At 57.4% G+C, this 24,567-nt stretch carries 20 protein-coding genes; 13 read left to right on the top strand and 7 right to left on the bottom strand.

Translation table 11 applies throughout. The annotated features are described in order from the left end of the window. Nucleotides 1-36: 36 nt before the first annotated feature. The 9 genes from ACIQWP_RS13025 to ACIQWP_RS12985 all read left to right on the top strand — a co-directional run bounded on the left by ACIQWP_RS13025 (nucleotide 37) and on the right by ACIQWP_RS12985 (nucleotide 10,310). Nucleotides 37-5,991 carry a carbohydrate binding domain-containing protein gene (locus tag ACIQWP_RS13025; RefSeq protein WP_402787453.1) on the top strand — a complete coding sequence of 1,985 codons (5,955 nt, stop codon included), beginning with the start codon at nucleotides 37-39 and terminating at the stop codon, nucleotides 5,989-5,991. A gap of 4 nt (nucleotides 5,992-5,995) precedes the next feature. Then, on the top strand, nucleotides 5,996-6,427 hold the full coding sequence (locus ACIQWP_RS13020; RefSeq protein WP_402787450.1) for a hypothetical protein: 432 nt from the start codon (nucleotides 5,996-5,998) through the stop codon (nucleotides 6,425-6,427). 73 nt (nucleotides 6,428-6,500) lie between these two features. Continuing rightward, complete coding sequence (locus tag ACIQWP_RS13015; protein WP_402787447.1) at nucleotides 6,501-6,836, top strand: hypothetical protein; 336 nt, start codon at nucleotides 6,501-6,503, stop codon at nucleotides 6,834-6,836. Between the two features lie 17 nt (nucleotides 6,837-6,853). Then, on the top strand, nucleotides 6,854-7,522 hold the full coding sequence (locus tag ACIQWP_RS13010) for a DUF4376 domain-containing protein (RefSeq protein WP_402787444.1): 669 nt from the start codon (nucleotides 6,854-6,856) through the stop codon (nucleotides 7,520-7,522). Nucleotides 7,523-7,532: 10 nt separating this feature from the next. Further along, entirely contained in the window at nucleotides 7,533-7,742 is a 210-nt protein-coding gene (locus ACIQWP_RS13005) for a hypothetical protein (RefSeq protein WP_402787441.1), read from the top strand. A gap of 160 nt (nucleotides 7,743-7,902) precedes the next feature. Further along, nucleotides 7,903-8,535: a hypothetical protein gene (locus ACIQWP_RS13000; protein ID WP_402787438.1), complete on the top strand. Its 633-nt coding sequence runs from the start codon at nucleotides 7,903-7,905 to the stop codon at nucleotides 8,533-8,535. A gap of 158 nt (nucleotides 8,536-8,693) precedes the next feature. Beyond that, entirely contained in the window at nucleotides 8,694-8,945 is a 252-nt protein-coding gene (locus ACIQWP_RS12995; RefSeq protein ID WP_402787435.1) for a hypothetical protein, read from the top strand. Between the two features lie 74 nt (nucleotides 8,946-9,019). Further along, nucleotides 9,020-9,349, top strand: coding sequence for a hypothetical protein (locus tag ACIQWP_RS12990; RefSeq protein WP_402787432.1), 330 nt, complete (start codon nucleotides 9,020-9,022; stop codon nucleotides 9,347-9,349). Between the two features lie 115 nt (nucleotides 9,350-9,464). Next, nucleotides 9,465-10,310 carry a sugar phosphate isomerase/epimerase family protein gene (locus ACIQWP_RS12985; protein ID WP_402787429.1) on the top strand — a complete coding sequence of 282 codons (846 nt, stop codon included), beginning with the start codon at nucleotides 9,465-9,467 and terminating at the stop codon, nucleotides 10,308-10,310. Nucleotides 10,311-10,406: 96 nt separating this feature from the next. Here ACIQWP_RS12985 and ACIQWP_RS12980 read toward each other — a convergent pair whose 3' ends face one another. The 3 genes from ACIQWP_RS12980 to ACIQWP_RS12970 all read right to left on the bottom strand — a co-directional run bounded on the left by ACIQWP_RS12980 (nucleotide 10,407) and on the right by ACIQWP_RS12970 (nucleotide 12,320). Beyond that, nucleotides 10,407-10,613 (bottom strand): hypothetical protein, encoded by a 207-nt coding sequence (locus ACIQWP_RS12980; RefSeq protein ID WP_402787426.1) that lies wholly within the window; start codon nucleotides 10,611-10,613, stop codon nucleotides 10,407-10,409. Between the two features lie 308 nt (nucleotides 10,614-10,921). Then, nucleotides 10,922-11,236, bottom strand: coding sequence for a hypothetical protein (locus ACIQWP_RS12975; RefSeq protein WP_402787423.1), 315 nt, complete (start codon nucleotides 11,234-11,236; stop codon nucleotides 10,922-10,924). Nucleotides 11,237-11,351: 115 nt separating this feature from the next. Beyond that, complete coding sequence (locus ACIQWP_RS12970) at nucleotides 11,352-12,320, bottom strand: polysaccharide lyase (protein ID WP_402787420.1); 969 nt, start codon at nucleotides 12,318-12,320, stop codon at nucleotides 11,352-11,354. Nucleotides 12,321-12,654: 334 nt separating this feature from the next. Between ACIQWP_RS12970 and ACIQWP_RS12965 the strand changes: the two genes are divergently transcribed. Beyond that, the gene (locus ACIQWP_RS12965; RefSeq protein WP_402787418.1) at nucleotides 12,655-13,815 is read left to right on the top strand and encodes a polysaccharide biosynthesis protein GumK; all 1,161 of its coding nucleotides are present in this window, start codon (nucleotides 12,655-12,657) and stop codon (nucleotides 13,813-13,815) included. Nucleotides 13,816-13,820: 5 nt separating this feature from the next. On the opposite strand, the gene ACIQWP_RS12960 is transcribed toward ACIQWP_RS12965, so the two are convergent. After that, nucleotides 13,821-15,329: an oligosaccharide flippase family protein gene (locus tag ACIQWP_RS12960; RefSeq protein ID WP_402787415.1), complete on the bottom strand. Its 1,509-nt coding sequence runs from the start codon at nucleotides 15,327-15,329 to the stop codon at nucleotides 13,821-13,823. Between the two features lie 72 nt (nucleotides 15,330-15,401). Here ACIQWP_RS12960 and ACIQWP_RS12955 point away from each other — a divergent pair, with 72 nt between their 5' ends. Both ACIQWP_RS12955 and ACIQWP_RS12950 read left to right on the top strand, forming a co-directional pair. Continuing rightward, entirely contained in the window at nucleotides 15,402-16,361 is a 960-nt protein-coding gene (locus tag ACIQWP_RS12955; protein WP_402787412.1) for an ATP-grasp fold amidoligase family protein, read from the top strand. A 58-nt stretch (nucleotides 16,362-16,419) separates the two neighbouring features. Next, a complete protein-coding gene (locus ACIQWP_RS12950) occupies nucleotides 16,420-16,908 on the top strand; it encodes a heme-degrading domain-containing protein (RefSeq protein WP_402787409.1) in 489 nt (162 codons plus the stop codon). A 44-nt stretch (nucleotides 16,909-16,952) separates the two neighbouring features. Here the strand turns inward: ACIQWP_RS12950 and ACIQWP_RS12945 are convergent, their stop codons facing one another. Continuing rightward, entirely contained in the window at nucleotides 16,953-18,209 is a 1,257-nt protein-coding gene (locus tag ACIQWP_RS12945; protein WP_402787406.1) for an AGE family epimerase/isomerase, read from the bottom strand. A 267-nt stretch (nucleotides 18,210-18,476) separates the two neighbouring features. Between ACIQWP_RS12945 and metH the strand changes: the two genes are divergently transcribed. Further along, the gene (gene metH / locus ACIQWP_RS12940) at nucleotides 18,477-22,253 is read left to right on the top strand and encodes a methionine synthase (protein WP_402787403.1); all 3,777 of its coding nucleotides are present in this window, start codon (nucleotides 18,477-18,479) and stop codon (nucleotides 22,251-22,253) included. A 127-nt stretch (nucleotides 22,254-22,380) separates the two neighbouring features. On the opposite strand, the gene ACIQWP_RS12935 is transcribed toward metH, so the two are convergent. Further along, nucleotides 22,381-23,145: a GntR family transcriptional regulator gene (locus ACIQWP_RS12935; protein WP_047631969.1), complete on the bottom strand. Its 765-nt coding sequence runs from the start codon at nucleotides 23,143-23,145 to the stop codon at nucleotides 22,381-22,383. Next, on the bottom strand, nucleotides 23,142-24,026 hold the full coding sequence (locus ACIQWP_RS12930) for a BadF/BadG/BcrA/BcrD ATPase family protein (protein ID WP_402787399.1): 885 nt from the start codon (nucleotides 24,024-24,026) through the stop codon (nucleotides 23,142-23,144). Before ACIQWP_RS12930 ends, ACIQWP_RS12935 begins: the two co-directional genes overlap by 4 nt. Between the last annotated feature and the right edge of the window lie 541 nt (nucleotides 24,027-24,567).

Here is a 24,567-nt window from a genome sequence, read left to right as displayed (position 1 = left end):
GGCCCTTTCCATTCGCCAATCGAGGTCGTCCGATCCATGAAATATCTCATTCTGCTCCTGAATGTCCTCGGTTTCTGGCTGATGGCGGATGCGGCACATGCCGGGCCTCTGGTAGCCGCTATCGGCGCGATTGCACAGCTTCTACCGATCGGCGCCATAGGCAAACTGTTTCTGACCGTTGCCCTCAATATTGGCCTGTCATTGATCGAGAAGGCACTGGCGAAGAAGGACCAGCCGCAGCCAGCGGGAACGAAGCTCGAGATCAGCATGGGGGACGACCATGCGATGTCCTTCATCATCGGCAGCTACGCGACTGCCGGCAAGCGCAAGTACGCCGGCACCTGGGGCGATGACGGCAAGACGCCAAATGCCTATTTCACCGATGTCATCGAGATCGGCAGCATTCCCAACCGCGCCGGCGAACGCGGCCTGACCAGCGTCTGGATCGATGACCAGAAGGTCGGCGTGCTCTGGGATCAGCCTCATCCCGATGGCCGCGGCTTCCCCGTGCTGCAGTATCGCGTCAAGAACAAGGACTATCTCTGGATCAAGTTCCTCGACGGCACGCAGACGGCGCCCGATCCCTTCCTCACCGCTAAGTTCGGTACCCATGCCGAGCGGCCCTGGAAGGCGACCATGATCGGTCGCGGCTGCCAGGTGGTCATCCTGACCTCGCGCTACAATACCGATCTCTTCAAGGGTGTTCCTGCCGGCCTGTTCGAGCCGCATCCGCTGCCGCTTTATGATGTCCGCAAGGATTCTTCGGTCGGCGGCAATGGCGGACATCGCTGGGCCGATCCTTCGACGTGGCAGCCCAGCACCAATCCGGCCGTGATGATCTACAATCTCGCCCGCGGTGTCTATTACGGATCGGAATGGGTCTATGGCGGCCAGAATATCGGCGCCTTCTGCTTGCCAGCCACGAACTGGATGGCCGCCGCCAATGCCTGCGACACATCCGTCCAGCTCGATGGCGGCGGCAGCGAACCGGCCTTCCGGGCCGGCTACGACGCCCAGTGCGATCAGGAGCCGCTCGACGCTATTTCCGAGCTGTTGAAGGGCTGCAATGGCCGCATCGCCGAGGTCGGCGGCATCTTCAAGATGCTCGTGGGCACGCCAGGCGGCGCGGTCTACTCCTTCACGGACACTGATATCGTCGTCACCGAAGAACAGGATTTCCAGCCATTCCCTTCGCTGTCTGCCACCTATAATGCCATCGAGGCGACCTATCCCGAGCCCGAGGAGAAATGGGCGACGAAGGACGCTCCTGGCCGTTACAACACCGATCTGGAGGTTCAGGACGGCAATCGCCGCCTGCCGGCGCAGATCCAGCTGCTCGCCGTTCCCTTCGCCAATCAGGTGCAGCGCGTCGGCCTGGCAATGATCCAGGACTACAGGCGCTTTCGCGTGCATCAGGTATCGCTGCCGCCGGACGCCTATCCGCTTGAGCCGAACGACGTCGTCTCCTGGTCTTCGGTTCGCAATGGCTATGACGAGAAGAAATTCCTTGTCGTCAAGGTCGAACCGCAGCCGAATTTCCTGATTGTGGTCACGCTGAAGGAAGTCGATCCGGCTGACTACGATTGGCATCCGGGGCTGCAATTGCCGACCGCTATCGGCTGGCTCGGCCCGATCACACCACCGTCACAGCCGATGATCGGCTGGACCGTGGAGCCGTCCACGATCAAGGATGCAGGCGGCATCGACCGCCGTCCGGCGATCAAGATCAGCTGCGCGCCGGATCTCGACGACGTGACCGGCGTGTGGGTGCAGGTGCGGCTCAAGGAAACCGGAGACGTGGTTTTCGACAGCGATAGCAATCCCTATGCGTCGCCTTACTCGTGGATCATCTCCGGGCAGTGGATGATTTCCAATACCGACTATGAGGCACGCGGCCGGTATCTTCCGAAGTCGAACCGAGCGACGGATTGGTCGGCCTGGCTGGCCGTCAAGACGCCGAACGTCCTCATTCAGGCAAGTGACGTCCTTGACGGGGCGATCATCGCGTCCAAAATTGCCGACGCAGCCGTAACCGCCTCCAAAATCATGGATGAGGCCATCAGCAATCTGAAGCTCGCCAATCAGGCCGTTTCGACTGCCAAGCTTCAGGTCGCTGCGGTCACCGCCGATGTTCTTGCCAGTGGCGCAGTAATTTCCACCAAGCTTGCTGACGGTGCCGTGACGGCTGCAAAGCTCGCCCAGGGTGCCGTGGATGCGACAGCGCTTGCGAGCGGCATCAGGGCAGTCGAAGTCGTGGCCGCCCTACCAACGACGGGCAACGTCGAAGGCCGACAGGTATTTCTGACGACGGACGGTAAGCTTTATCGGTATCACAACGGGGCATGGACAGCGGCGGTTGCGGCCGGCGACGTTAACGGTACTTTGAACACCACCCAAATCGCCGACAACGCCATCACGAACAACAAGCTGGCGGCGTTGGCCGTGGATGCAAGCAAGATAGCCGATGGTTCGGTGAGCGCTGCCAAGCTCTCGGCCAATGCTGTCGATGCGACCAAATTCGCTTCGGGCATTCGTCCTGTCGAAATCGTTAGCAGTCTGCCGACTTCGGGCAATATCGAAGGTCGTGCAGTCTACCTGACGACGGACGACAAGCTCTACCGCTACACCGGCACGGCCTGGACAGCGGCGACGGCCGCTGGCGACATCGCCGGTCAGATCGTCGGAACGCAAATCTCCGATAGTGCCATCTCGACACCCAAGCTCGCTGCCGGCGCGGTCACCGCCAATACGCTCGCAGCGGGAGCCGTTACCGCCGACAAGATCGCCGCCAACAGCATCACGGCCGGCCAGATCGCGGCCGGCGCGATCGGCGCGACACAGATTGCTGCGAAGGCGATCACGGTAGACAAGTTGCTTGTCGGCAGCTTCGACAACATGATCGACCTTGGCTTTTCGACCGGCGATCTTTCTGCTTGGATCACTCCGGGGAAAGTGTCCTACTATCTTGAAGCAGCGACGAGCTCCCTTCAAGGTACTTGGATACTGCAGGGTGACGGGCGTGGGCAGGCGCTAATAGGAAACCCGCTCGTCAAGGTTTCTCCCGGCGAGAGCTATAATTTCTCTGTCTGGTTCTACAACACCGATCCGAGCGTCAATGCTTACATTGGCTTCTGGCAAAAGGATCAATCCGGCAACAACGTCGCACCCGGCTTCGTAACGGTCGTATCTAGTTCCGCTAAAGTGTGGACACAGATGCAGGGGAACTTCACGGTCCCGGCTGGGGTTTATGGTATCCAGCCGACACTTGCCGTCGACAAGGATACTGCGAACGGCAAGTATTGCTATTGGGGTAAGCCCAACATGCGCCGCGCTTCAGGTGCCGAGCTGATCGTCGATGGTGCGGTGACGGCATCGAAGGTTGCGGCCAATGCGATCACGGCCGACAAGATCGCTGCAAATTCGATCACTGCGCGCAGCATCGTTCTGCAGGATTGGGAAAACCTCATTCCAGATAATCAGATGCAAAGTTCTGACTCTTGGTTCTCGCGGCCGGCCAACACTGTAGTCAATCCGGTGGCTACGCAGCCGTTTAACAGCAAGGGTTCTCTCGACTTCACGTATGTGAAGGGGGGCGGATATCAGTTGATCGCGCAGTCTGATCCCTTCCCGGTGGTGCCTGAGCAACAGTATCTCGCCTCTGCTCAGGCGATCCGAACATCTGGTACTAAAATGGCTGTTTGGTGCCGTGTGCATTGGACTGACGCAACCGGCCAGGTTCTCAACCCCGATGTCTACCCCGCGATATTCGATACGTCAGCAGGCACGACAGTTTCAGGCCTGCAAACCTACATCGTTACGATGACGCCGCCCGCGAACGCCTTTGGCGCTATCCTGCGAATATACGTTCAGCTCCTCAACACTGACGGCAATATTTCGTTCGGCGGCTTCAGCTTTCTGCGCAAGGCTTCGGCCAGCTTAATTATTGATGGCGCTGTCACGGCCGATAAGATCGCGGCCAATGCCGTCACCGCAGGCAAGATCGCCGCCAGCGCCGTGACAGCCGGAACGATTGCCGCAAATGCGGTCACGGCAGGGACGATCGCTGCCGGTGCCGTCTCCGCAGCGCAGATCGCGGCGGGCGCAATAACGGCCGACAAGCTTGCGGCCGGCTCCATCTCCACTCAGGTGCTCGCCATCGGCAACGGCGGCAATTATCTGTCAAATTCCGATCTGTCAGCAGGCCTAACCGGTTGGGGGGCTGAATGGTCGCCTGAGCCAGCAAGTTTTAGATTTGGGCTGCGAACCGACACCTATGCGCCTCTCCCCGGAGCGATCGAGGTGTACCAGTCCAACGGCATCCAGGGGATAGAGTATGGCGTGCAGCCATATGATGGCTACGGGAACGGGCAGGTTTTTGCAGTCAAAGCGAATGGCTGGTACGAGCTGTCCGCTTATTATCTTGGCCATCGCTGCAAGGGCGTCCAACCGTATTTGGCAATTATGGACGCCGGCGGTAACCTCATTAATTACTTTCAGTGGGGTGTCTTTCCTGCGACGCACAACACCGATCCTCAGAAGAACCTGGCAAATTACCAGCGCTTTTGGGGCAAAGCGCAGATGCCCACGAACGCCGCCAAAGTCGTCCCATTCTTTCGGATGAAGGGGACTGTAGCCGGGCAAAGCGACAGCTATCTCTGGCTGGCGTGCATGTATTTCGGTGAAGCCAATCCCAATCAGACTGAGCCGACGCCATGGAGCGATGGCAGCCTGACGTTGGTTTCAGGCGGCAACATCGTCGCCAACGCCATCACCGCCGACAAGATTGCCGCTAACGCCATCACTGCCGGCAAGATCGCAGCGAATGCGGTTACGGCCGGGACGATCGCGGCCGGCGCAGTAACCGCGACCACGATCGCGGGCAGCTCGATTACTGGTGACAAGCTTGCCGCCAACACGATCGGCGCGAACCAGATCGCGGCGAATGCCATCACCGCAAAGCAGCTCGTCCTGACCGATTTCAGCAACATGGCCGACAATGGCTGGCAGACCGGAACGTTGGACGGCTGGGTCACCCAGAACCAGCAGAACTTCTACAATGATACTGGTGCAAGCGATGCAGCCGGCTGGGTGCTGCAGTCGCTCGGTCGAGATTGCGCACGATCAAACTTTGTCGCCGTCACATCGGGAGAGATCTACGCCTTCGATGTTTGGGTCTATAACACAGATGCTGCATTGGCGAGCATCCTTGCCATGACACAAACCCCTTCCGGGGGGGTAGGCTATAGCTTCGTGGCTGGCACCAATGCCAAGAATGGCTGGGCTCGTCTGCAGGGCCGCTTCACGATCCCGAACGGCTATACCAAACTTGCCATGTTGCTGCAGCTCGATAGGACGGCTGGCACTGGTGGCCCTTGCTACTGGTCGAAGCCGGTCATGCGCCGCGCCGTCTCGGCCGAACTGATTGTCGATGGCGCGGTCACCGCAAACAAGATCTCGGTTAACAGCCTCGATGCGATCACCGCTAACCTCGGGGCGGTCAACATCAGTTCCGCCGTCATTGGCACATTGCAGGTGGGTACGTCCAACATCACCCCAGGTGCCGTAACGGCGATGAATGCCGGTCGTGTGGCGGACGTGCAGACAATCGGGGCTAATCAAACGGTCAATCTTGCTGCGGTAGGAATCAATGTCGCGGGGGATAACCGGGTGATGATCAATGCCATGACGCTTGGACAGTTCAATCAGAACGGCGGCAGCCAAAATTCTCAGCCGGTCGGCTGCAACATCTTTCGCGACGGTTTGGCGATCTTCAGTCAGACCTACTACCTTGGCGTCGTTCAGACGGTAGTGTCAGGTGGCGGCAATGGCGGTACCTCCCAAGCGACCTATACCGCGGGCCTCGTTGGCGTACCGGCTCTCTATGACGTCCCCGGCGCAGGCTATCACGTCTACACCCTGCAGATTTATTGCCCCGGCAACACGATCGGCTGGCGCGAGAGCAACATCGTTGCAACTGCATTCAAGAGGTAATTTTATGACTGCGTTAGACGATAAGACGACACACTATGTCATCTATGATACGGACGGGCGCATCCGCCAGCATGGCAATTGTGCGGAGAGCGTATTGCCCCGCTTCGCCATGCTATTCGGCCGCGGCTATTCCGCAATGGCGGTCACGGCCGGGCAATATCGGTTCGATATCGACGCGACCTCTTATGTGCTTGACGGCGTCATTACGCCCAAGGGCGTCGCTCTCAACGTCACCGAATACACTGTTCAGGCCAATGGTGTGGATGCGGTGCATTTTTCCGTACCGGCAGGCACCTCAGTCATTCATGCCGGCGATATCATCCCGATCGAGGACAATATCTTCGAGTTTGCAACCGACGTTCTCGGTGATCACCCCTTTTCCTTCATCGCGCCCGCCGCCTTTTATCATTTCGAGGTGACGATCCATGCGGTGTAACGTGTCCGCTGATCTCACCCTAGAGCGCGTCCAGGTACAAACCGACATCGATCGGCAGGTCAGGCTAGCGCGTATGTTGTTTATCACGGTCATTCCCGGTCAGGAGGCTGTCTACGCGCTGAAGCTTCGTGAGGCCGAGTTGATCATCGCCGATCGGCAGCAAGGCGCGAATGTGCCGGAGGGCGAGACGCCACATGTCACGGACGAAGCGGCCGAGGATGGCGTTAGCCGCTTCGAAAAGGCGGTGGAGATCCTGACGCGCGACCAACATTGGAAAGTCGGCTCGCAGATGATCGAAGTCTTGCGCCGCTCCGCAAACGCCGCTCTTGCCATTGCCAAAACCGCTCCCGAAATCCGCGCCGCCGCCGAGATTGACTGGTGGGCTGTGCGTGCCTTTGCCCAAACGTAACGTAGGAAGGGACTGCCATGTATCGCATTGACAGCATGTATGAACCGATGGTTGAGGCGCTGCTTGCGGCGCGTTCTGAAGACAAGGCCGACCGCTGGATGGCGTGCGTCGCCTTCTGGCTCGGCCGACAGCAGATCTACAATGTGCCGGATTTCTGGCTGGCGCTCGCCGCCAAGATCACCTCCGGGCTGGATGCGGCAGAGAAGGACGCCGTCCTTGACCAGCTGAACAACAAGGAAGCCGCCCTGGTCGCCTCGGTCGCCGATTGGCCGGAAATGCCGGCAAGTCTTCTGGCGATCGTCGCAAGCTGGTCGCCGGAGCCAGATCCGGTCGATCTTTACGCCTATGCCGCCTCCAAGCGCTACGCAATCGAAACGGGCGGTGTCGAGCTCAATGGCATGCGGGTGATGACTGACCGCGCGAGCCAGTCACTGATTACCGGAGCCTATAACTATGTCGAGGCGAATCCAGACGTATTCGTGAAGTTCAAGACCGCGGCCGGCTTCGTCGAATTGACCGCGGCGCAGATGATGGCGATCGCCAATGCGGTCGGCGCGCATGTCCAGGCAAGCTTTGCGGTCGAGGGCGAAGTGAATAGTCTCATCATCGCGGGAACGATCACGACCACTACCGAGATCGATGCCTTCGCTTGGCCGTCTAACACAGTCGCGGTGCTCAAGGTCTGAGGAGCTTTGAATGTCTACCCATGCAAATTCTCTGAAGAAGCAAATCGAGCTGTTGCAAGGGGAGATCGAGATCTACTCGAATGCGGTCGATCGCCTTGCTGCACAGCTCGCCGAAAAGGAAGCTCAATTGCGTGCCGTTGCGCCATCAGCAGCGGTGGATGCGCCTGTAGTGGTTCCCGCCGACCAGCCGGCGCAGGAGATGGGCGAAATGGTTCAATGAGTGAAGAGCTGGGGTCGTAGTCGATTGAGACGGCTACGAAATGCGAAACCGAGCTGGTTTTAGCTATGAAGATCGGTTTCTACCGGCTGATAGTGCTAGCGGGAGTTGCACTCTCGTTCGGTAGTTCAAACTCTACATCTTCGAAATTGGAATGAAGATTATGAACCACGAGACGTTTTTCTCGGCGGTCCGGACGTCGTTGTTTAGCGGCCGGCTGTCCAAAAATCAGGTCAATGGCACGGGGGCGATCCTGGCGGCATGGGTAGCAGCGCCTTTCGATCCCCGTTGGCTGGCTTATATGCTGGCGACTGTCTATCACGAGACGGACAAAGCCATGTGCGCCGTCTCCGAAAATCTCAACTATTCCGCGACAGGGTTGCAAGCCACGTTTCCCAAGTATTTCAGTACTGTCCAGGCTGCCACCTATTCCCGTCAGCCTCGGCGGATTGCCAATCGTGCCTATGCCAACCGAATGGGAAACGGTGACGAAGCTAGTGATGACGGTTGGCGGTATCGGGGGCGTGGCCTTGTCCAGATCACCGGGAAGGACAACTACGCCAAATATGGGATCGCTGATGATCCGGACACGGCGCTCGATCCGTCCAAAGCCATCGAAATCCTATTTGATGGCATGATCAACGGTCGGTTTACCGGTAAGAAGCTTGCTGACTACTTCAGCGCCACGGGTTCCGATTGGCTCGGTGCTCGCCGGATTATCAATGGCACTGATCGAGCAATCGATATTGCCGGTTTTGCCAAGAAGTTCGCGGCGGCGATTGAGCGAGCCCGATAGATCTAGCCGAGGTGGCGGCGACTAGATGCTGGCGATGCCTGCAGCGCCAGTTCTCGACGCGCCGAGTCCTCACGCCGCTTATAGCAGCTCCCCACAAATTCCTGGTTTCACCGGCATCATATCGATGAATTGTTACCGTCGATTCAAAAGGAGAATATATGTTCAATACGAATATGTTGCATAATGTTCTGAATGTTTTGATTGCACTATCTGCGTCTATGATTGCGGTTCTTCTGGCAACCGGCTGTACCCAGCTTCCCGACGGCGCATTGGAATGTTCGCAATCCTTCGTCGGCCCGGATTTTGCCGCCGTTGCCGTTGCGGCTCTGAGCACGCTGAAAATCGTCGTCAATATCATGCGCGACGGTGTAGCGGGTTTGATAAAGCCGCAGCCGCCCGTCGTCAAATGAGGCCGTTTGCCCGCTGCTTGCGCTGATGAATAGGCGGCGGCAACCCAAGTTCTCGAGTTGGATGGAGAGAAGCGATGACGTTACACGAATTTCTGGATGCTTTGGGCATCAAAGTCGGAGTTGTCATCGCTGGCCTCTCCGGCGGCATTTTGCGTGGTCTTTCCAGGCGCCGATATACGCCACGAGAGATTGTTGCATCGCCGATCTGCGGCGCACTTGCTGCAACCTATTTGACGGAGCCGGCGCTTTTCTATCTGCGCGCTATCAACTGGCCTTTGCCACAAAAAGATGTGGCAGCCATGAATGCCACGGCTTTTGTCGTCGGCGTATGCGCCATGTGGATTGCCGACCTGGTTTTTGATGCCATTTCCAGATGGGTCAAGGGAGGCCATGAAATGCGGTAACGACCAGGCCGCTTTTGTACGAGAAGGGAAGGCACTACATATTTTCGATTGATATATGCACAGTTCAACCTATTTCTTGATTGCCGTTTACGGGCGATAGGAATGGGGGAGTCTTGTGGTTGATTTGTCGGATCGTTTCGCGGTTTCAACCTGGTCCTTGCATCGTGCGCTCGGCTCCACCTATCCCTATAAGCCCGCCGATCGCGCATATCCGACTCGTCAGGCGACTTACGGGAAGGGCACAATCGAACTGATCGACGTGCCGCAACAATGCGCCGATCATGGTATCTTTCGGCTTGAGATCTGTTCCTTTCATTTACCGAGTCTTCTTCCGAACTATCTTGCCGATTTTCGCAAGGTTGCCGGAAAAGCTGGCGTAAAGGTTCAGACGCTGCTCGTTGAAGATGGAGATCTCAGCAATCCTGAAACGGCCCAGCGCGATGCGGAATGGATGGCCGGATGGATTGATGTTGCCGTGGCCCTCGGGGCTGAAAACATGCGTGTAATTGCCGGAAAGGCCCAGCCGACGGATTCGGCCTTGGCGCTTGCGGAGACCCACCTGCGTCGACTGGCAGAATTGTCAGCCGCGGCGGGGGTGCGCCTCGTTATAGAAAATTGGTTCGACTTGCTGCCGGGACCAACTGAGGTCAATCGAATTCTGGATGCCCTGCATGGCAAAGTCGGCCTCAACGGAGATTTCGGCAACTGGGAGCGAGCCGGTAAATACGACGATCTCGCGAGGATCATGGGCCGTGCTGAACTTTGTCATGCAAAGGGACATTATTCGACAGCAGGTCTCGATGCCGAGGACTATGTTCGCTGCGTCAAGCTTTCTAACGCTGCCGGCTATCAAGGTCCTTTCACGCTGATTTACGACTCGACATACCATCAGGACGAATGGTCCGGGCTTCTCGAAGAGCGAGATTGCATCGCCAATGCCTTCAAAGAAAAGGCGGCGTAAAATCACAATCACGGCCGCTGAAACTATGCAGATTCATTACTTCGCCGAATTGTTCGGTGGTTTCAAATGCCGGGATGGCATTGTCCAGGCAAGATATCAATAGAAATCATAATTCTGCAATGCGCCAAGAAGCTGATCCTGTGTTTGGTAGCCGGCATTATAGAGGTTGATAGCCACATTGGCTGCCGATAGGCCCTCTTGGCTTTGTAGTTTGATACTGCGCTCGGCACACCAAGCAAAGAGGGCGCCCGCAAGGACATCGACATCATCGGAGTAAAGCGGCGCGTGGACCATCATAGACATTCGCTACACCATTCATTGTTGGAGCTTGGTACCGGGTGGGGTGCAGCGAATACTGCTTTGGTTTTGGAAATTTGCAACCAAGTTCATTGCGCGACGTTAACGGCAGCCTGACCTGAGACAAGTCGCTTGTGTCTTAACGCGACACAGGTTCCTTTTGGCACATCATTGTCGGCTTTGATGTTCGCCGGGCTGTCCTGCCGGATGGGTAAGCCTGTCCCTCGTATCGTGTGGCGCAACGAATAAGAGGACGCCGAGCGTAATTGCCAGCGCCACTAAAAGGGACAGGGCGAGCCTCGGCCCGGAAGGCATCACTGATGAATTGGATGCGACGCCTTGACCGCGGCCTCGATCAATTCCTCGGCATATAAAAGTGCCGATGCCGTGTCTTCTCCGTCCAGCTTCAAATCCTTGCATTTGTGGTGCATGGCTCTGCGAATCTGGGCCAGCAGGGCAGCATCGATATCGACTTCACCTTCATCGAACACGTGGGTCAGTGCGGATTGCGCGACAATTTCGAGAACCGCAACGCGCCCCTCGATCTCACCCAGGGACGGTATTGCGTTCCTCTTCACATGCTGTTTGCAATCGCGATGGGTAGTAAGCATTTCGGTCACCTCCTTCACGAAAAAGGATAACCACTGAGAACGGAAAAAGTTCAGCCGTTTTGCAAAAAAAGCGCGCAGCTTGCAGCTGGCGATTCGTTACTTGATCTACGGTCGACACATCCTTGCCAGCCTGTCACTTCATGGGGCAAAGGCTGGGGTCCGACAATACATCGGCGCAGTGGGGCGAACGACGAAAGTCGTCATAGTAAAGGGTCCATACGGTGGTATCGGCGGCGCGATAGGGGCCGAATTTGAAATATTGATTCTTCCCCAACCCGTGGTCTGCATGTCCCACGTGGCCTGTAACGGTAACGATCCATTTGTTGTTGGCGAATATTTCAATGTGCCCAGAGCCATCCGGGCCTGGTTTGCTGTAAATAGCGAAATCGATCCAACCTGAGGCTGGCGTCGGCAATTTGTTTCCGCGGCTTATTACTTTGATGGCGCTTGTGCAGCCGGTAAATTCTTGGCCGTCGGATTCGCTCCAATTGCCATCCGTGGCCACCAATGCACGCATCTGATTGGTGTCCGGACGGAACCAAACCGGTGCCTCGTCGCCGCCGCATGCTTTGCTGCGATTTTTGGGCTCGTGCTTCTTGATGGGTGCAACGTAGTTGGTTTCAACGGTTGCGAAGAGTTTGCCATTATTGAGCCGCAGTGCGAGGAAGGGACTGAAGTCCCCCTTGGCGTTAGGCCCGATTTCCCGCTTCCATTGCGCGATGAGGTAGCGATGGTCGCCCGAGGGTATCGGGTCGGCGAATTTTACGGCAAAGCCGTACCAAACCCCCTGGTCGTATGGCACACGATATTTGGTGCGCTCCCAGATTTCCGCTCTCTCGCTGCAGTTTGCTTTACCCGGCGGACAGAATGGCTTGACGCTCAACTTCAATGCGCCCGTGCCGGTACGCTTCACTTCAGATTGAAATTCGACCGTTCCCGCCTTCTGCTCGAAATTGTCGCGGTAATAAAGGTGGCCAGATGGAGCGAAATCCGTGCCGTCGAAACCATCACGCAGTACCATTTGTGCCGGGCTATCGGCCAGAGCCGGTGTTGCGGCGCAGGTACAGGCCAGGATAGCGGGTAGTGCGTATTTTGCATTCATGCTGGAGTATTCCTGTGGCGGGATATTCGTAAAGCTTTATCAATGACCTGTTCGCTTCCTGCAGGCAAGCGAGAGCAACATGACTTCAAGGCCGGACTGATGGCTCTCAGATCACTTCCAATCAATTCCAGGAGAACGACAGCCTGTGAATGTGATGATTAATGGTGCAACTTTAACCGCATGTTAGACGCTTTACGGTTCATATCCCGGCAGAATTGGGCTTTGGTTGCGGTTATCATCGCCCCGGACATGAATGTTCGCTGCTGCAACCTCATCGACGTTTTGATGTCGGTTATGTGAAATACCGGCTGAGGGTCGCTGTTGGGGACCGCCTTTGGCAAATTGGAAAGTAGAGCTGGGCACTTCAGGGGCTCAGCCACGACGAAAAATCGTGATTTTGACGTCGCACGCGTTTTTGCGCGGCTACCGTAAGGCGTCAATTCACTTCATCGCATCCTGCTGGGCTCAGCAGGGACACGAGGTCTATTTTCTCACAATAGGCCACAGCTGGCTCACCCTGCTCAAGGATCGCTCGCGATTTCGCGCCTTGTCTCAAGATCAGGCAAACCGGTTTCAGACCGTTGCAGCAAATCTGAGAGCGGGCGCCTATCTTCCGCCATTGCATGCCTTCAGCTCCAGCAACCGCTTTCTCAATGCAGCCAATGCGGTACTCTTTCGGCTCTATGGCAGCTATTTCCCGACTTTTGCGCGGCACGCTATTGCCAACGCAGATCTGGTGCTGGTTGAGAGCGGCTCCGCACTCGCCTTCTTCGATAAGGTCAAGAAGCTGAACCCAAGGGCGTGTACTTTGTACTTCTGCCGCGACCTGTTGAGAACCATCGGTGCGGCGCCGGCGCTGCAAGATATTCAAGCTCGGGAGATTACTCGCTTCGATGCCGTCTGCGTTCCTTCGGAGCGGCTAGGGGCCATGCTTCCACCGGGGGGGCGCGTACGGGTCATCCCGCAAGGTGTCGATGCGACCCTGTTTGATCGCGAGCAGCCATCCCCTTATCCACCCGGAAGCCGCAATGCGATTTCCATCGGCAATATGCTTTTCGACCAAACTTCCATCGCTGCCATGGCCGCTGCCGCTCCGGATGTAGATTTCCATGTCTTTGGCGCCACATGGGACGGCTGGGTTCGGCCGAATATCACGATCTATGGCGAGCGGGACTTTGAAAGCATTGTCCCTTACCTGCAGCATGCTGATTTCGGTGTTGCACCCTATCGCCTCACCGCGGATGAGGTCTATCTGGCGGAATCGAGCTTGAAACTTGCACAATACAGCTATTGTGGGCTGCCGATCCTGTTGCCTGATCTTGTTCCCTTCACCCGTGCCAACGGCATCGCCTATCGTCTGGATGGCGAGGTGGCCTGGCGGGAGAAGATTGAGGCGGCACTGGCGATGCGGCGCTCTGCGGCTTTTCGCGAGGGGATAATGACCTGGGACGAAGTCGCGCAGCAAACTCTGTCCGCCGCTTTCGAAACGCGGTGATTGCCTCAGCCGGGTGCAAGGAAGTTTAGCAATCTGCCAGCGATGAAGCGGGACACGTTCGGTAGTTTCCCACCGGCTGTTGCCATCAGAATTTGCGCGTCTTCGGGCGTAATCAAGCGCAGAAAGCGAATTGCCAGCATATAGGTAATTGCTCCGGTGGGAATGGCGCTCAAAAGCGCCGGCAGCCCGTTTAGCATATAAACGCCGAGGCTGGCGGCGCCTGCGCAGAGAATTGCGGCAAGAATTGTTTTTGCCAAGGCGGCTACGGGTACGGCAACTTGGACATATTTCCAAGCCATCCAGCCGAGCAATGCAAACGTCAATGTCACGATCACAGCGCGGGCCAGGGCGGCGCCTTCGAGGCCGAGGGAGGGCACTAGAACGGTTAGCAGGAGTATCGTCGCTATGGCGCTTGTAATCTGCACGCGCAGCAAAATGGCGCTGTGCCCGGATGCGCTGATGATACCCCAGGGAATCACGGACATGCCGGCAAGCCACACGAAGGCCAGCAACGTGACTGCCACCGGAACAGCGGGCTCGAAGGCGTCGCCGAAGATCAGCGGTAGGAGCTCGGGCATGATGATCGCGCCGCCCATGCTGATTGGCAGCATGATCAGCGCAACTATCCGGATGACGCGCCCATAGGCCGCATCAAGCGCCTGCTGATTGCCTCTGGCATGGACTTCGGTGAAGTTTACGATCAGCGCCGGCGATATCTGGAGCATGATCTGTTCGATGAGACTGGCCAGACCGAGGCCGGCAGCGAAGTAGCCGATGCTGGTTGGAGATACAAAGACGCCAAGAAAGAGGAATTCGATGCGCGAGAGGATGAGGATTTCGATGAGATCGCTGAACCAGATATACCGGCCATAGCGCAACATTTCCGGCGATAGCGCTTCTCGCGAGTATTTTATGGTTGGATCGATATAGCCGCGCAATTTCAATGCCTGCGGCAGGTAGCGAGCGATATAGCCGATCAAAGCTCCTGTCGGGCCAAGTAACCAGGCACCGAGGAATACAAGTGGGATTTGCATTGCTCCGCCGAGCAAGGTGGTGCGCGCGGTTTGACTGAAGCGATTTCTTCCGCGTGCCACGGCTGTAGAAAATACGTGGAATGCATAGCTGAGGAAGAGGAGGCCGGTGATCAGCCAGAACCATGCATGCTGCGCATCGCGTTGAGCGTAGGTAATCACAGCAAAAAGAATAATGCCCGTACCGATCATGCCGACCGATATAAGGAAACTGCGCAGCGCCGTGCGGACCAGCGCTTTCCATGCATTACCATCGCCCGCAAGACCGCCTGCATTGCGCAGCAAGGTCTGAGGCAAACCCATATCAGCCAATGCGGCAGCTGATGTCGCAACCCACAATGCGTAGGCGACTTTGCCAGATCCCGCAGGACCAAGCAGCCGGGCCGCGATGATACTGCTCGCAAAGCCCGCGGCCAGCGAGATGAAAGTCGCTGCCAGGCTGATCAGCGAGCTTTTGAGAAGATTGGATACGGATGTGCTCATTGCCATCTATCTTGAGGGCCGACGCATAACCTTGTGTTAAAGGGCGGCTGATAGTTTTCACTTGCTTTCTAGTTGAAATTCGAGACGGTCACCATGACAGATCGAGCTGCCGACCGAGATGGATTTCTCATTCCGGGGTATCTGCAAAAGGGATTGCGCGAGCGGGCGCACAACCTTCTCTGGCGGCTTATGTCGCCTTTGCCCGACAAGCCCTATTGCGCGCTCAAATATCGTGTCATTCGTGGCAAGTTCCCGAACTTGGCATCCCCTCAAACCTTTACCGACAAGGTACAGGCACGCAAACTATATGATCGCAATCCTCTGTTTCCCCGTTTCGTGGACAAGGCCGATGCAAAAGTGCTGATTGCGGAAAGGGTTGGCAGCCAGTATGTCATCCCGACGCTTTGGGTAGGGAACGATCTGGCCTCCGTGGATTGGTCGAGGGTTTCCTTGCCGGCTGTCGTCAAGCCGACCCATGCGAGTGGTGTGGGACGATTTCTCTACGGAGAGGCCGATGTGGTTCGGCTTCTCAACGACGATCCGTCTGCCGAGTGGCTTGCGATCAATCATGCTTCCTACAACCGAGAGTGGGCTTATAGCCAGATCGAGCCTCGCATTCTCATAGAAAGCATGCTGCTTGTCGATGGGCGGGTTCCTTGGGATTATCGGCTCTTTACGTTCGGCGGCAAGGTGTCGCATATCGAGATCGACATACGCGAGAATGGTCGAGGCTATTCCTGCAACTATACGCCTGACTGGCAAAAGTTGCCGTTCTACGATCAGGATTATCTTGGTATTTATCCAGGTGAGGTGGCTTGCCCGCCAAGACTCGATGAAATGATCCACATCGCTGAAAAGGTCGCTCACGACATCGATTTCGTTCGCGTCGATCTCTATGCCTCGCCGGAGTGGGTTCGTGTCGGTGAACTGACTTTCTATCCGGGCGGAGGTTTCGAGGCATTCGAGCCGGAGGGATACGACCTCTCGATCGGTCAGAAGTGGCAGCTCGACTTCGAAATACCGAAGAGATAGATGGACAAATCATCCTCTGCGCGTTTCATAGGCCGATCTATTCTAGAGAAGGTTTTCCATGACGACCGACCAAGACCTTGCCTGTATCGAGCTGCAAGAGGAAACGCTGCGTTTCGATGCCTTTGACCTTTCGACCGCTTGGGTGCTCGGCAAGCTGTTGCGCGATCTCGCCAGCGAGCGCAATATGGGCGTCGCCATCGATATCACGCTGCATTCGATGCCGGTTTTCTACATAGCCTTGCCGGGCTCAACGCCAGACAATTCCAACTGGATTCGCCGGAAGCGCAATATGGTGCTGCGTTATTTCCGTAGCAGTTACGCCAGCACCTTGCGGCTGCAGCAGCAGGGCAAGACGATCGAGGATAACGGGCTTTCCAGCGCCGATTACGCAGCGTCCGGCGGCAGCTTTCCCATTTTCGTCAATGGCACGGGTTGCATCGGCGCCGTCACCGTTTCGGGCCTGCCGCAGCGCGAAGATCACAATCTGGTGGTCGAAGCCCTCGCTCTGACCCTTGGTCACGAACTTCACAATCTGAGCCTAGCATAGAGACTTGAGGCGGCGCGGCACTTCGAGCGAGCGCCGCCTCAGTCTCAGATCTTGCCGCCAGCCTTGGCGATGACCTTTGTCAGGCTGCCCGTTGCCGGGAAGAGGGGGATGAGGCACGCCTGCAGGGCATGATAGATGTCGCCCTTGCCCGGGAATAGGGTGTGAGCTGGAACGAGGTCCTCCGTCAGCTCCTCATGCCAGCCGCCATTGTTGCGATCGACGAAGGCGCGGCCGATCACGCTCCAGATCTTGCGGTAGCTCTCTTCATGGAAATCGCTCGGTGCATGTTCGTTCAGATAGTGAGCGGCACCAGCACCCTCGCAGGCGGGCCACCAGAGCTTGTTGCGCTTTGCAGGCGCATCCTCCCAGTCGAGCGTGTAGAAGAAGCCGTTTTCCTTGTCATCCCAACCGAGTGACATGGACTGGGAGAATAGGCCCTTGGCCGCTTCCGGCATCCAATCGTGACGCTTTTCCCCAAGCGCCCAGAGCTGCAGGATGAGACGCGCCCACTCCAGCCAATGTCCGGGTGTCGTGCCTGATGGTCGGAACATCTCGTTGCCGCGATAATTCTTGTCAAGCACCCAATCGGAGTTGAAGTGTTCGGCGACGCGCCAGCCAACGGAGCCTGCCGAGCGGCGAATGACGAGATCGGCGATGCTTTCGGCCTTTTCGAGATATGCCTTGTCGCCCGTTGCTTCGAACGCGGCCATCAGGGCTTCCGTCAGGTGCATGTTGGAGTTCTGGCCGCGATAGGTACCGCCGTCGATCAACGACCAATCTCGATTGAATTCCTCGGCGATCGCGCCGTGCTTTACTTCCCAGAACTTCGTATTCAGGGTTTCCGTGGCATCGGCGAGCATTCCGTCCGCAAGGGGATGACCGATCGTCTTTGCGGAAGAGGCGGCGAGCAAAACGAAAGCGTGACCATAGCCCTGCTTGCTGGAATCGACAGGACCGTCATTGTTCAGCGACCAAAAGTAGCCGCCATGCTTCGTGTCGCGATGATTATTCCAAAGATAAGTCATGCCATGGTCGACAATCTCATTTGCACCGGGGCGACCCAGCAGCGATCCGATCGAGAAGCAATGCACCATGCGGGCGGTCGAATGAATGCCGCGGACGGGATTTGTGGCATCCAGGGGGTTGCCGGCATCATCCATGTCATAAAAACCGCCTTTGGGATTGACGGCGCGATACTGGAAGAAGTCAAAAAGCGCATCAGCCTGATCCAGCAGCCAACGCCGATGATAGGCGCGCGTACTCCAGTTTCCGAGCGTTGCGGGTTCAACCTGTATGTTCATGCCGTCCTCCTGGGATTCTTTCTTCAAGCCTATAGCTCTGCCCGATAGCGCTGTCATCGCATAACGGATGAAACTGTGTCGCTGTCCTCATCTTGTCCATGGCGTGTGCCGGCAATCGGTTCCGCTCGCTCTTATTTTTCGAAAACACTTCGAACTATGGAAGCATCGTGCTTGCGGTGACGCCACTTCAAGCGTAGATATGTTGACATAAAGATATCTTTATGTGATCTGGTTGCGAAGTCGCAATCAGGCCAGAGGAATTCGCTTATGTTTGACAATCTTTTTGGTTCGGAAACGGCGAAGCGCGACGGCAACGAGGTATTCGCAGCCCTGCGGAAAGCGGCGAGCGAGCGAATTCTCGTGCTCGATGGCGCCATGGGCACGCAGATTCAGGGGCTCGGCTTCGACGAAGATCAGTTTCGCGGTCACCGCTTCATCGGTTGCGTCTGTCATCAGAAGGGCAATAACGACCTTCTTATTCTGACCCAGCCTGATGCGATCGAAGAAATCCATTACCGCTATGCAAAGGCTGGCGCCGATATCCTGGAGACCAACACCTTCTCGTCCACGAGCATTGCGCAGGCGGACTACCAGATGGAAGGTGCGGTTTACGACCTCAACAAGGAAGGCGCGGAAATCGTGCGCCGTGCCGCGATCCGCGCCGAGCGCGAGGATGGCAAGCGCCGTTTTGTTGCTGGCGCCATCGGCCCGACCAACCGTACAGCTTCGATCTCCCCCGATGTCAACAATCCTGGCTATCGTGCCGTCACGTTTGATGATTTGCGCCTGGCTTACGGCGAACAGATCGATGGCCTGATCGATGGCGGCGCCGATATCATCCTGATCGAGACCATCTTCGATACGCTCAACGCAAAAGCGGCGATTTTTGCCTGCGAAGAGCGTTTCGAGGCAAAGGGTATCCATCTACCCGTCATGATTTCCGGCACTATCACGGATCTTTCCGGCCGGACACTGTCAGGGCAGACCCCTTCTGCATTCTGGAATTCCGTGCGCCACGCCAGCCCCTTCACCGTTGGCCTCAATTGCGCTCTCGGCGCCAATGCGATGCGGCCGCATCTGCAGGAGCTTTCGGCTGCCGCTGACACCTTCATCTGCGCCTATCCCAACGCCGGATTGCCGAACGAATTCGGCCAGTACGACGAGACGCCTGAGATGATGGCGGCACAGGTCGAGGAATTTGCGCGCGAAGGTCTCGTCAATATCGTTGGGGGCTGCTGCGGCTCCACGCCCGAGCATATTGCTGCGATCGCAGAAACGGTGTCGAAATATCCGCCGCGCCAGCTCGCCGAACATCGACCGTTCATGTCGCTCTCCGGTCTGGAGCCGTTCGAGCTCACCAAGGACATTCCCTTCGTCAATGTCGGCGAGCGCACCAACGTCACTGGCTCGGCAAAATTCCGCAAGCTTATCACCAATGCCGATTACACCGCGGCGCTTGCCGTTGCCCGAGATCAGGTTGAAAACGGCGCACAGGTGATCGACATCAACATGGACGAGGGCCTAATCGATTCCGAGAAGGCTATGGTGGAATTCCTCAACCTCATCGCCGCCGAACCGGATATCGCCCGCGTTCCGGTGATGATCGACAGCTCGAAGTTTTCGATCATCGAGGCAGGCCTGAAATGCGTGCAGGGCAAGCCGATCGTCAATTCCATTTCCCTGAAGGAAGGCGAGGAGAATTTCCTCAAGCAAGCTCGATTGATGCGCATGTATGGCGCGGCTGTCGTCGTCATGGCGTTCGATGAGCAGGGCCAGGCGGACAGCTATGAACGCAAGGTGGAGATCTGCTCTCGCGCCTATAAGCTGCTGACGGAAGTTGCGGGCTTAGCGCCGGAAGACATCATCTTCGATCCGAACATCTTTGCGGTGGCCACCGGTATCGAAGAGCACAATAATTATGGTGTCGATTTCATCGAGGCGACGAGGACGATCCGAAAGACCATGCCGCTGGTCCATATTTCCGGCGGTGTCTCGAATCTATCCTTCTCGTTCCGTGGCAATGAACCTGTCCGTGAGGCGATGCACGCCGTATTCCTCTACCACGCCATCCAGGCAGGCATGGACATGGGCATCGTCAACGCCGGGCAGCTGGCTGTGTACGACAATATCGATCCGGAGTTGCGGGATGCTTGCGAGGACGTCGTCCTCAATCGCCGGCCCGACAGCACCGAGCGCTTGCTGGAGGTCGCCGAGCGTTTCCGTGGCGCCGGCGGCAGAGAGGCCAAGGCGCAAGATCTTTCCTGGCGGGAATGGCCGGTGGAGAAGCGGCTTGAACATGCGCTGGTCAACGGCATCACCGAATATATCGAAGCCGATACCGAGGAAGCGCGTCAGGCCGCGCAGCGGCCGCTGCACGTCATCGAAGGTCCTTTGATGGCCGGCATGAACGTCGTTGGCGATCTCTTCGGCTCGGGTAAGATGTTCCTGCCGCAGGTGGTGAAGTCTGCCCGTGTCATGAAGCAGGCCGTTGCCGTTCTGCTGCCTCATATGGAGGCCGAGAAGCTTGCCAATGGCGGCGGCAGTGAGCGGCAGTCGTCCGGCAAGGTGCTGATGGCGACAGTCAAGGGCGACGTGCATGACATCGGCAAGAACATCGTCGGCGTCGTCCTCGCCTGTAACAACTACGAAATCATCGATCTCGGCGTCATGGTGCCGGCAACGAAGATCTTGGAAACAGCCGTTGCCGAGAAGGTTGATATCATCGGCCTATCGGGACTGATCACGCCGTCTCTGGACGAGATGGTGCACGTCGCCTCCGAAATGGAGCGGCAGGGCTTCGATATTCCCCTATTGATCGGAGGGGCCACCACGAGCCGTGTTCATACGGCGGTGAAGATTCATCCGAGCTACCATCGCGGGCAGACGGTCTATGTCACGGATGCCAGCCGCGCAGTCGGTGTTGTATCCGCGTTGCTGTCGCCTGAAGCGCGGCAAGGCTATATCGATACCGTTCGGGCTGAATATTCCAAGGTCGCAGCCGCACATGCGCGCAGCGAGGCGGAGAAGGTCCGGCTGCCGATCGCAAGGGCGCGTGAGAATGCCGAGAAGGTCGATTGGTCGAGCTACAAGCCGGTGAAGCCTCAATTCTTTGGAACCAAGGTATTCGAGAGCTACGACCTCGCCGAGCTGGCGAAATATATCGACTGGACACCGTTCTTTCAGACCTGGGAGCTCAAGGGTCGCTTCCCGGCGATCCTGGAGGACGAAAAGCAGGGCGAGGCGGCACGGCAGCTCTATAGCGATGCGCAAGCGATGCTGGAGAAGATCATCGCGGAAAACTGGTTCCGGCCGCGCGCGGTCATTGGCTTCTGGCCGGCGGGCGCGGTGGGCGACGATATCAGGCTGTTCACGGATGAAAGCCGTAGCGAGGAACTCGCCACCTTCTATACGCTGCGTCAGCAGCTGTCGAAGCGCGACGGCCGACCCAATGTTGCTCTTTCGGACTTCGTGGCCCCGGTTTCGAGTGGCATCAGCGATTATGTTGGAGGCTTCGTCGTTACTGCGGGCATCGAGGAGGTCGCGATCGCGGAGCGTTTCGAACGGGCCAATGACGATTATTCGTCGATCCTCGTCAAGGCGTTGGCTGATCGCTTTGCGGAGGCTTTTGCCGAACGGATGCACGAGCGGGTGCGACGCGAATTCTGGGGCTATGCCGCAGATGAGGACTTCTCGAGCGAGGAACTCGTCCTCGAAGCCTATGCCGGCATCCGTCCGGCGCCTGGCTATCCGGCTCAGCCTGACCACACCGAGAAGGACGCGCTTTTCCGTCTGCTGGATGCCGAAGCGGCAACGGGCGTGAGGCTCACGGAAAGCTATGCGATGTGGCCCGGCTCCTCTGTCTCAGGTATCTATATCGCTCATCCGTCCGCTTATTATTTCGGCGTTGCCAAGGTCGAACGCGATCAGGTTGAAGACTATGCTGCTCGCAAGGGCATGCCTGTTGCCGAGGTGGAGCGCTGGCTAGGCCCGGTTCTCAACTATGTGCCTGAAAAGCGTGATGCAGCTGTCGACGACGCGGCCTGATTGTGAGCCGTTTCAGAGACCTGCAGTGCTTGGCTTGGAATTTGATTCTGCATGCAAATGCCGCCCCAGCTATTTCGGCTGGGGCGGCTTTTTTTGATTCCGGGCGCCTTCTGTTTCGTGGATTGAACTAGTTCGCGCCTATCGTCAGTTCCGCGACAAAATCATAGGCGTCTCCCCGATAAAGCGATCTCGTGAACTCCACAGCTCGGCCGGAGCCGAGATAGGAGATACGTTCGATCGACAAACCGGCGGCTCCAACCGGAACGCCAAGCAATCCCGCATCGGCCTCTTTCATGTTGGTCGCCGATATGCGTTGAACGGCGCGAACGGGACGCACCTGACGCTTTTCCAGTTCCGCATAAAGCGATGTCGTCACGACAGATGGATCGGGCAGGAATTCGCCGGAGACGCTGGCGTGCTCGATTGCCAGCGGCTGGTCGTCGGCGATGCGGAGACGGCTCAGCCGCGATACTTTGGTGTCGGCTGCAAGGCCGAGGATCATCATCTCATCCGGGGATGGCGTGTGGATGCCCTTGTGCAGCCATTCGGAACGAGCCGTCATCCCGCGCCTGGCCATGTCCTCGGTAAACGATGTCAACTGTGACAGCCGTTGCTCCACCTTGGAAACGGGTTTTGCGACGAATGTGCCCGAGCCGTGGCGGCGAACGAGAATGCCTTCCGCCACGAGATCGTCGATCGCCTTGCGCACCGTGACGCGGCTGACCGCGGCAAATTCAGCGATATCACGCTCCGGCGGAAGCGCGTCCCCATGCTTCAGCCTGCCGACTTTCACGGCCTCTTCGAGCGTGCGTCGCAGCTTGACGTAAAGCGGACCCGTGCCGCCTCCAGAAAGGCGCTCGGGCGAGAAGATCGCGCTCAAATCTTCGGTCATGCCTTGTCTTCCTCTCCACCCCGCAGCAATTTTGCCGCCAGTTCCACGGCGCCGCGCAAGACATCGCCCTTAGGTTCCGCGAGTATCGCCTTGTGGCGTTCGTCAAGCCAGGGACGATAGGCCTGGGCAAGTCCGCCGAGCAGGCAAATAGAAGGGCATTCCGGCCAAAGCAGCGCGTCCAGGCTCTCGGTTATGGATCTTGCCGCCGTCTTGACGATATTGGTGGCGACAACGTCCTCCATCCCGGCATATTCGAACACGATCGGCGCGTAGCGGGCGAAATCCTTGGGCTTGGAAGCATGCGCAAACTCGACGATGCGTTCCGGATCGTTGCCGTATTCGCCCATGATCGATGCCGTGAGGGCGGAGCCCGCCGTCACCCCGTCATGCGCCAGAACAGCTCTCTCAAGCAAATCGCGTCCGAGACGAGCGCCGCTCGCCTGATCGCCGATCACAAACCCCCAGCCGCCGATGCCCCAGATCCTGCCCTCGCGACGGGCGTTATAGACGGAACCGGTGCCGAAGGCGCCGATGATTCCATCGGCGTCGCCAAGAGCGCCTTGAAGCGCCGTCGTCGCATCGGTCACCACCCGCGTGCTTGCAAAGGGCAGGGCACCTTCGACCCGCTTGCCGTAATTGCCGACATTGGCCCCGGCTGTCCCGATGACGGCAGGCAGCGTTCGCAGCAGTTCGGGGGCGAGACCGGCTTCGATCAATGCTTGCTTTGCCGAGGCGACAATATGGATCAGCGAGTTTTCCAGATCAGATAGAATGTTCGCCGCGCCGGCCTTGCCGGTGCCGAGCACCCGCCCCGTGCCGTCTATGACCGCTGCCCGGCAATTTGTGCCGCCGCCATCGATACCAATTGCCAACTGCCTCATCATGCCTCCGGATGCCGTCCATTCCCCGTTTTTTCATACAATACCAAAAAAATACCATTTACCAATAGGAAAGACGTCTATTTTTCCTTGTAGATATCCATTTGAATTATATGAATAAAATTATCGCCTTCAATCTTTTTGCGTCCGAAAGTTAAATTCGGCTGGACAATTGGTATTTTTTTGGCCTTAATTCGAGACAAGGGAACAGAGCGAACAGACATCGGCAAAGCCGGCAGAAGAACAACAGTCGGTAGGTGAGGCGTAAAGGCGTGCATCTCGCCGTTGTCCCAAGCCGTCCGGATCAGGAGGATCTCGATTCGGCGTTCGTCACAAATTTCCCGCGTGGTTCTTGCAGCATCTCCGCCTGACGGCGGCAGGCTGCAATTGATGGGGTAGATCGGGCCGGTGCCCTTGAAGCCTGTTGGATGGAGGGGTCGGCAATATTGGCGGTCCCTATGGAGCGCTGACCGTTTCCTCGGACAGGCCAGCGGATTTTCAGATCGAGAACAGCGCCTGCTACGGCGCGGAAAACAGGAGAGGG

Source organism: Rhizobium sp. NPDC090279 (assembly GCF_044769665.1).
GTDB lineage: Bacteria > Pseudomonadota > Alphaproteobacteria > Rhizobiales > Rhizobiaceae > Rhizobium.
This window is presented reverse-complemented; position numbering and strand designations above follow the sequence as displayed.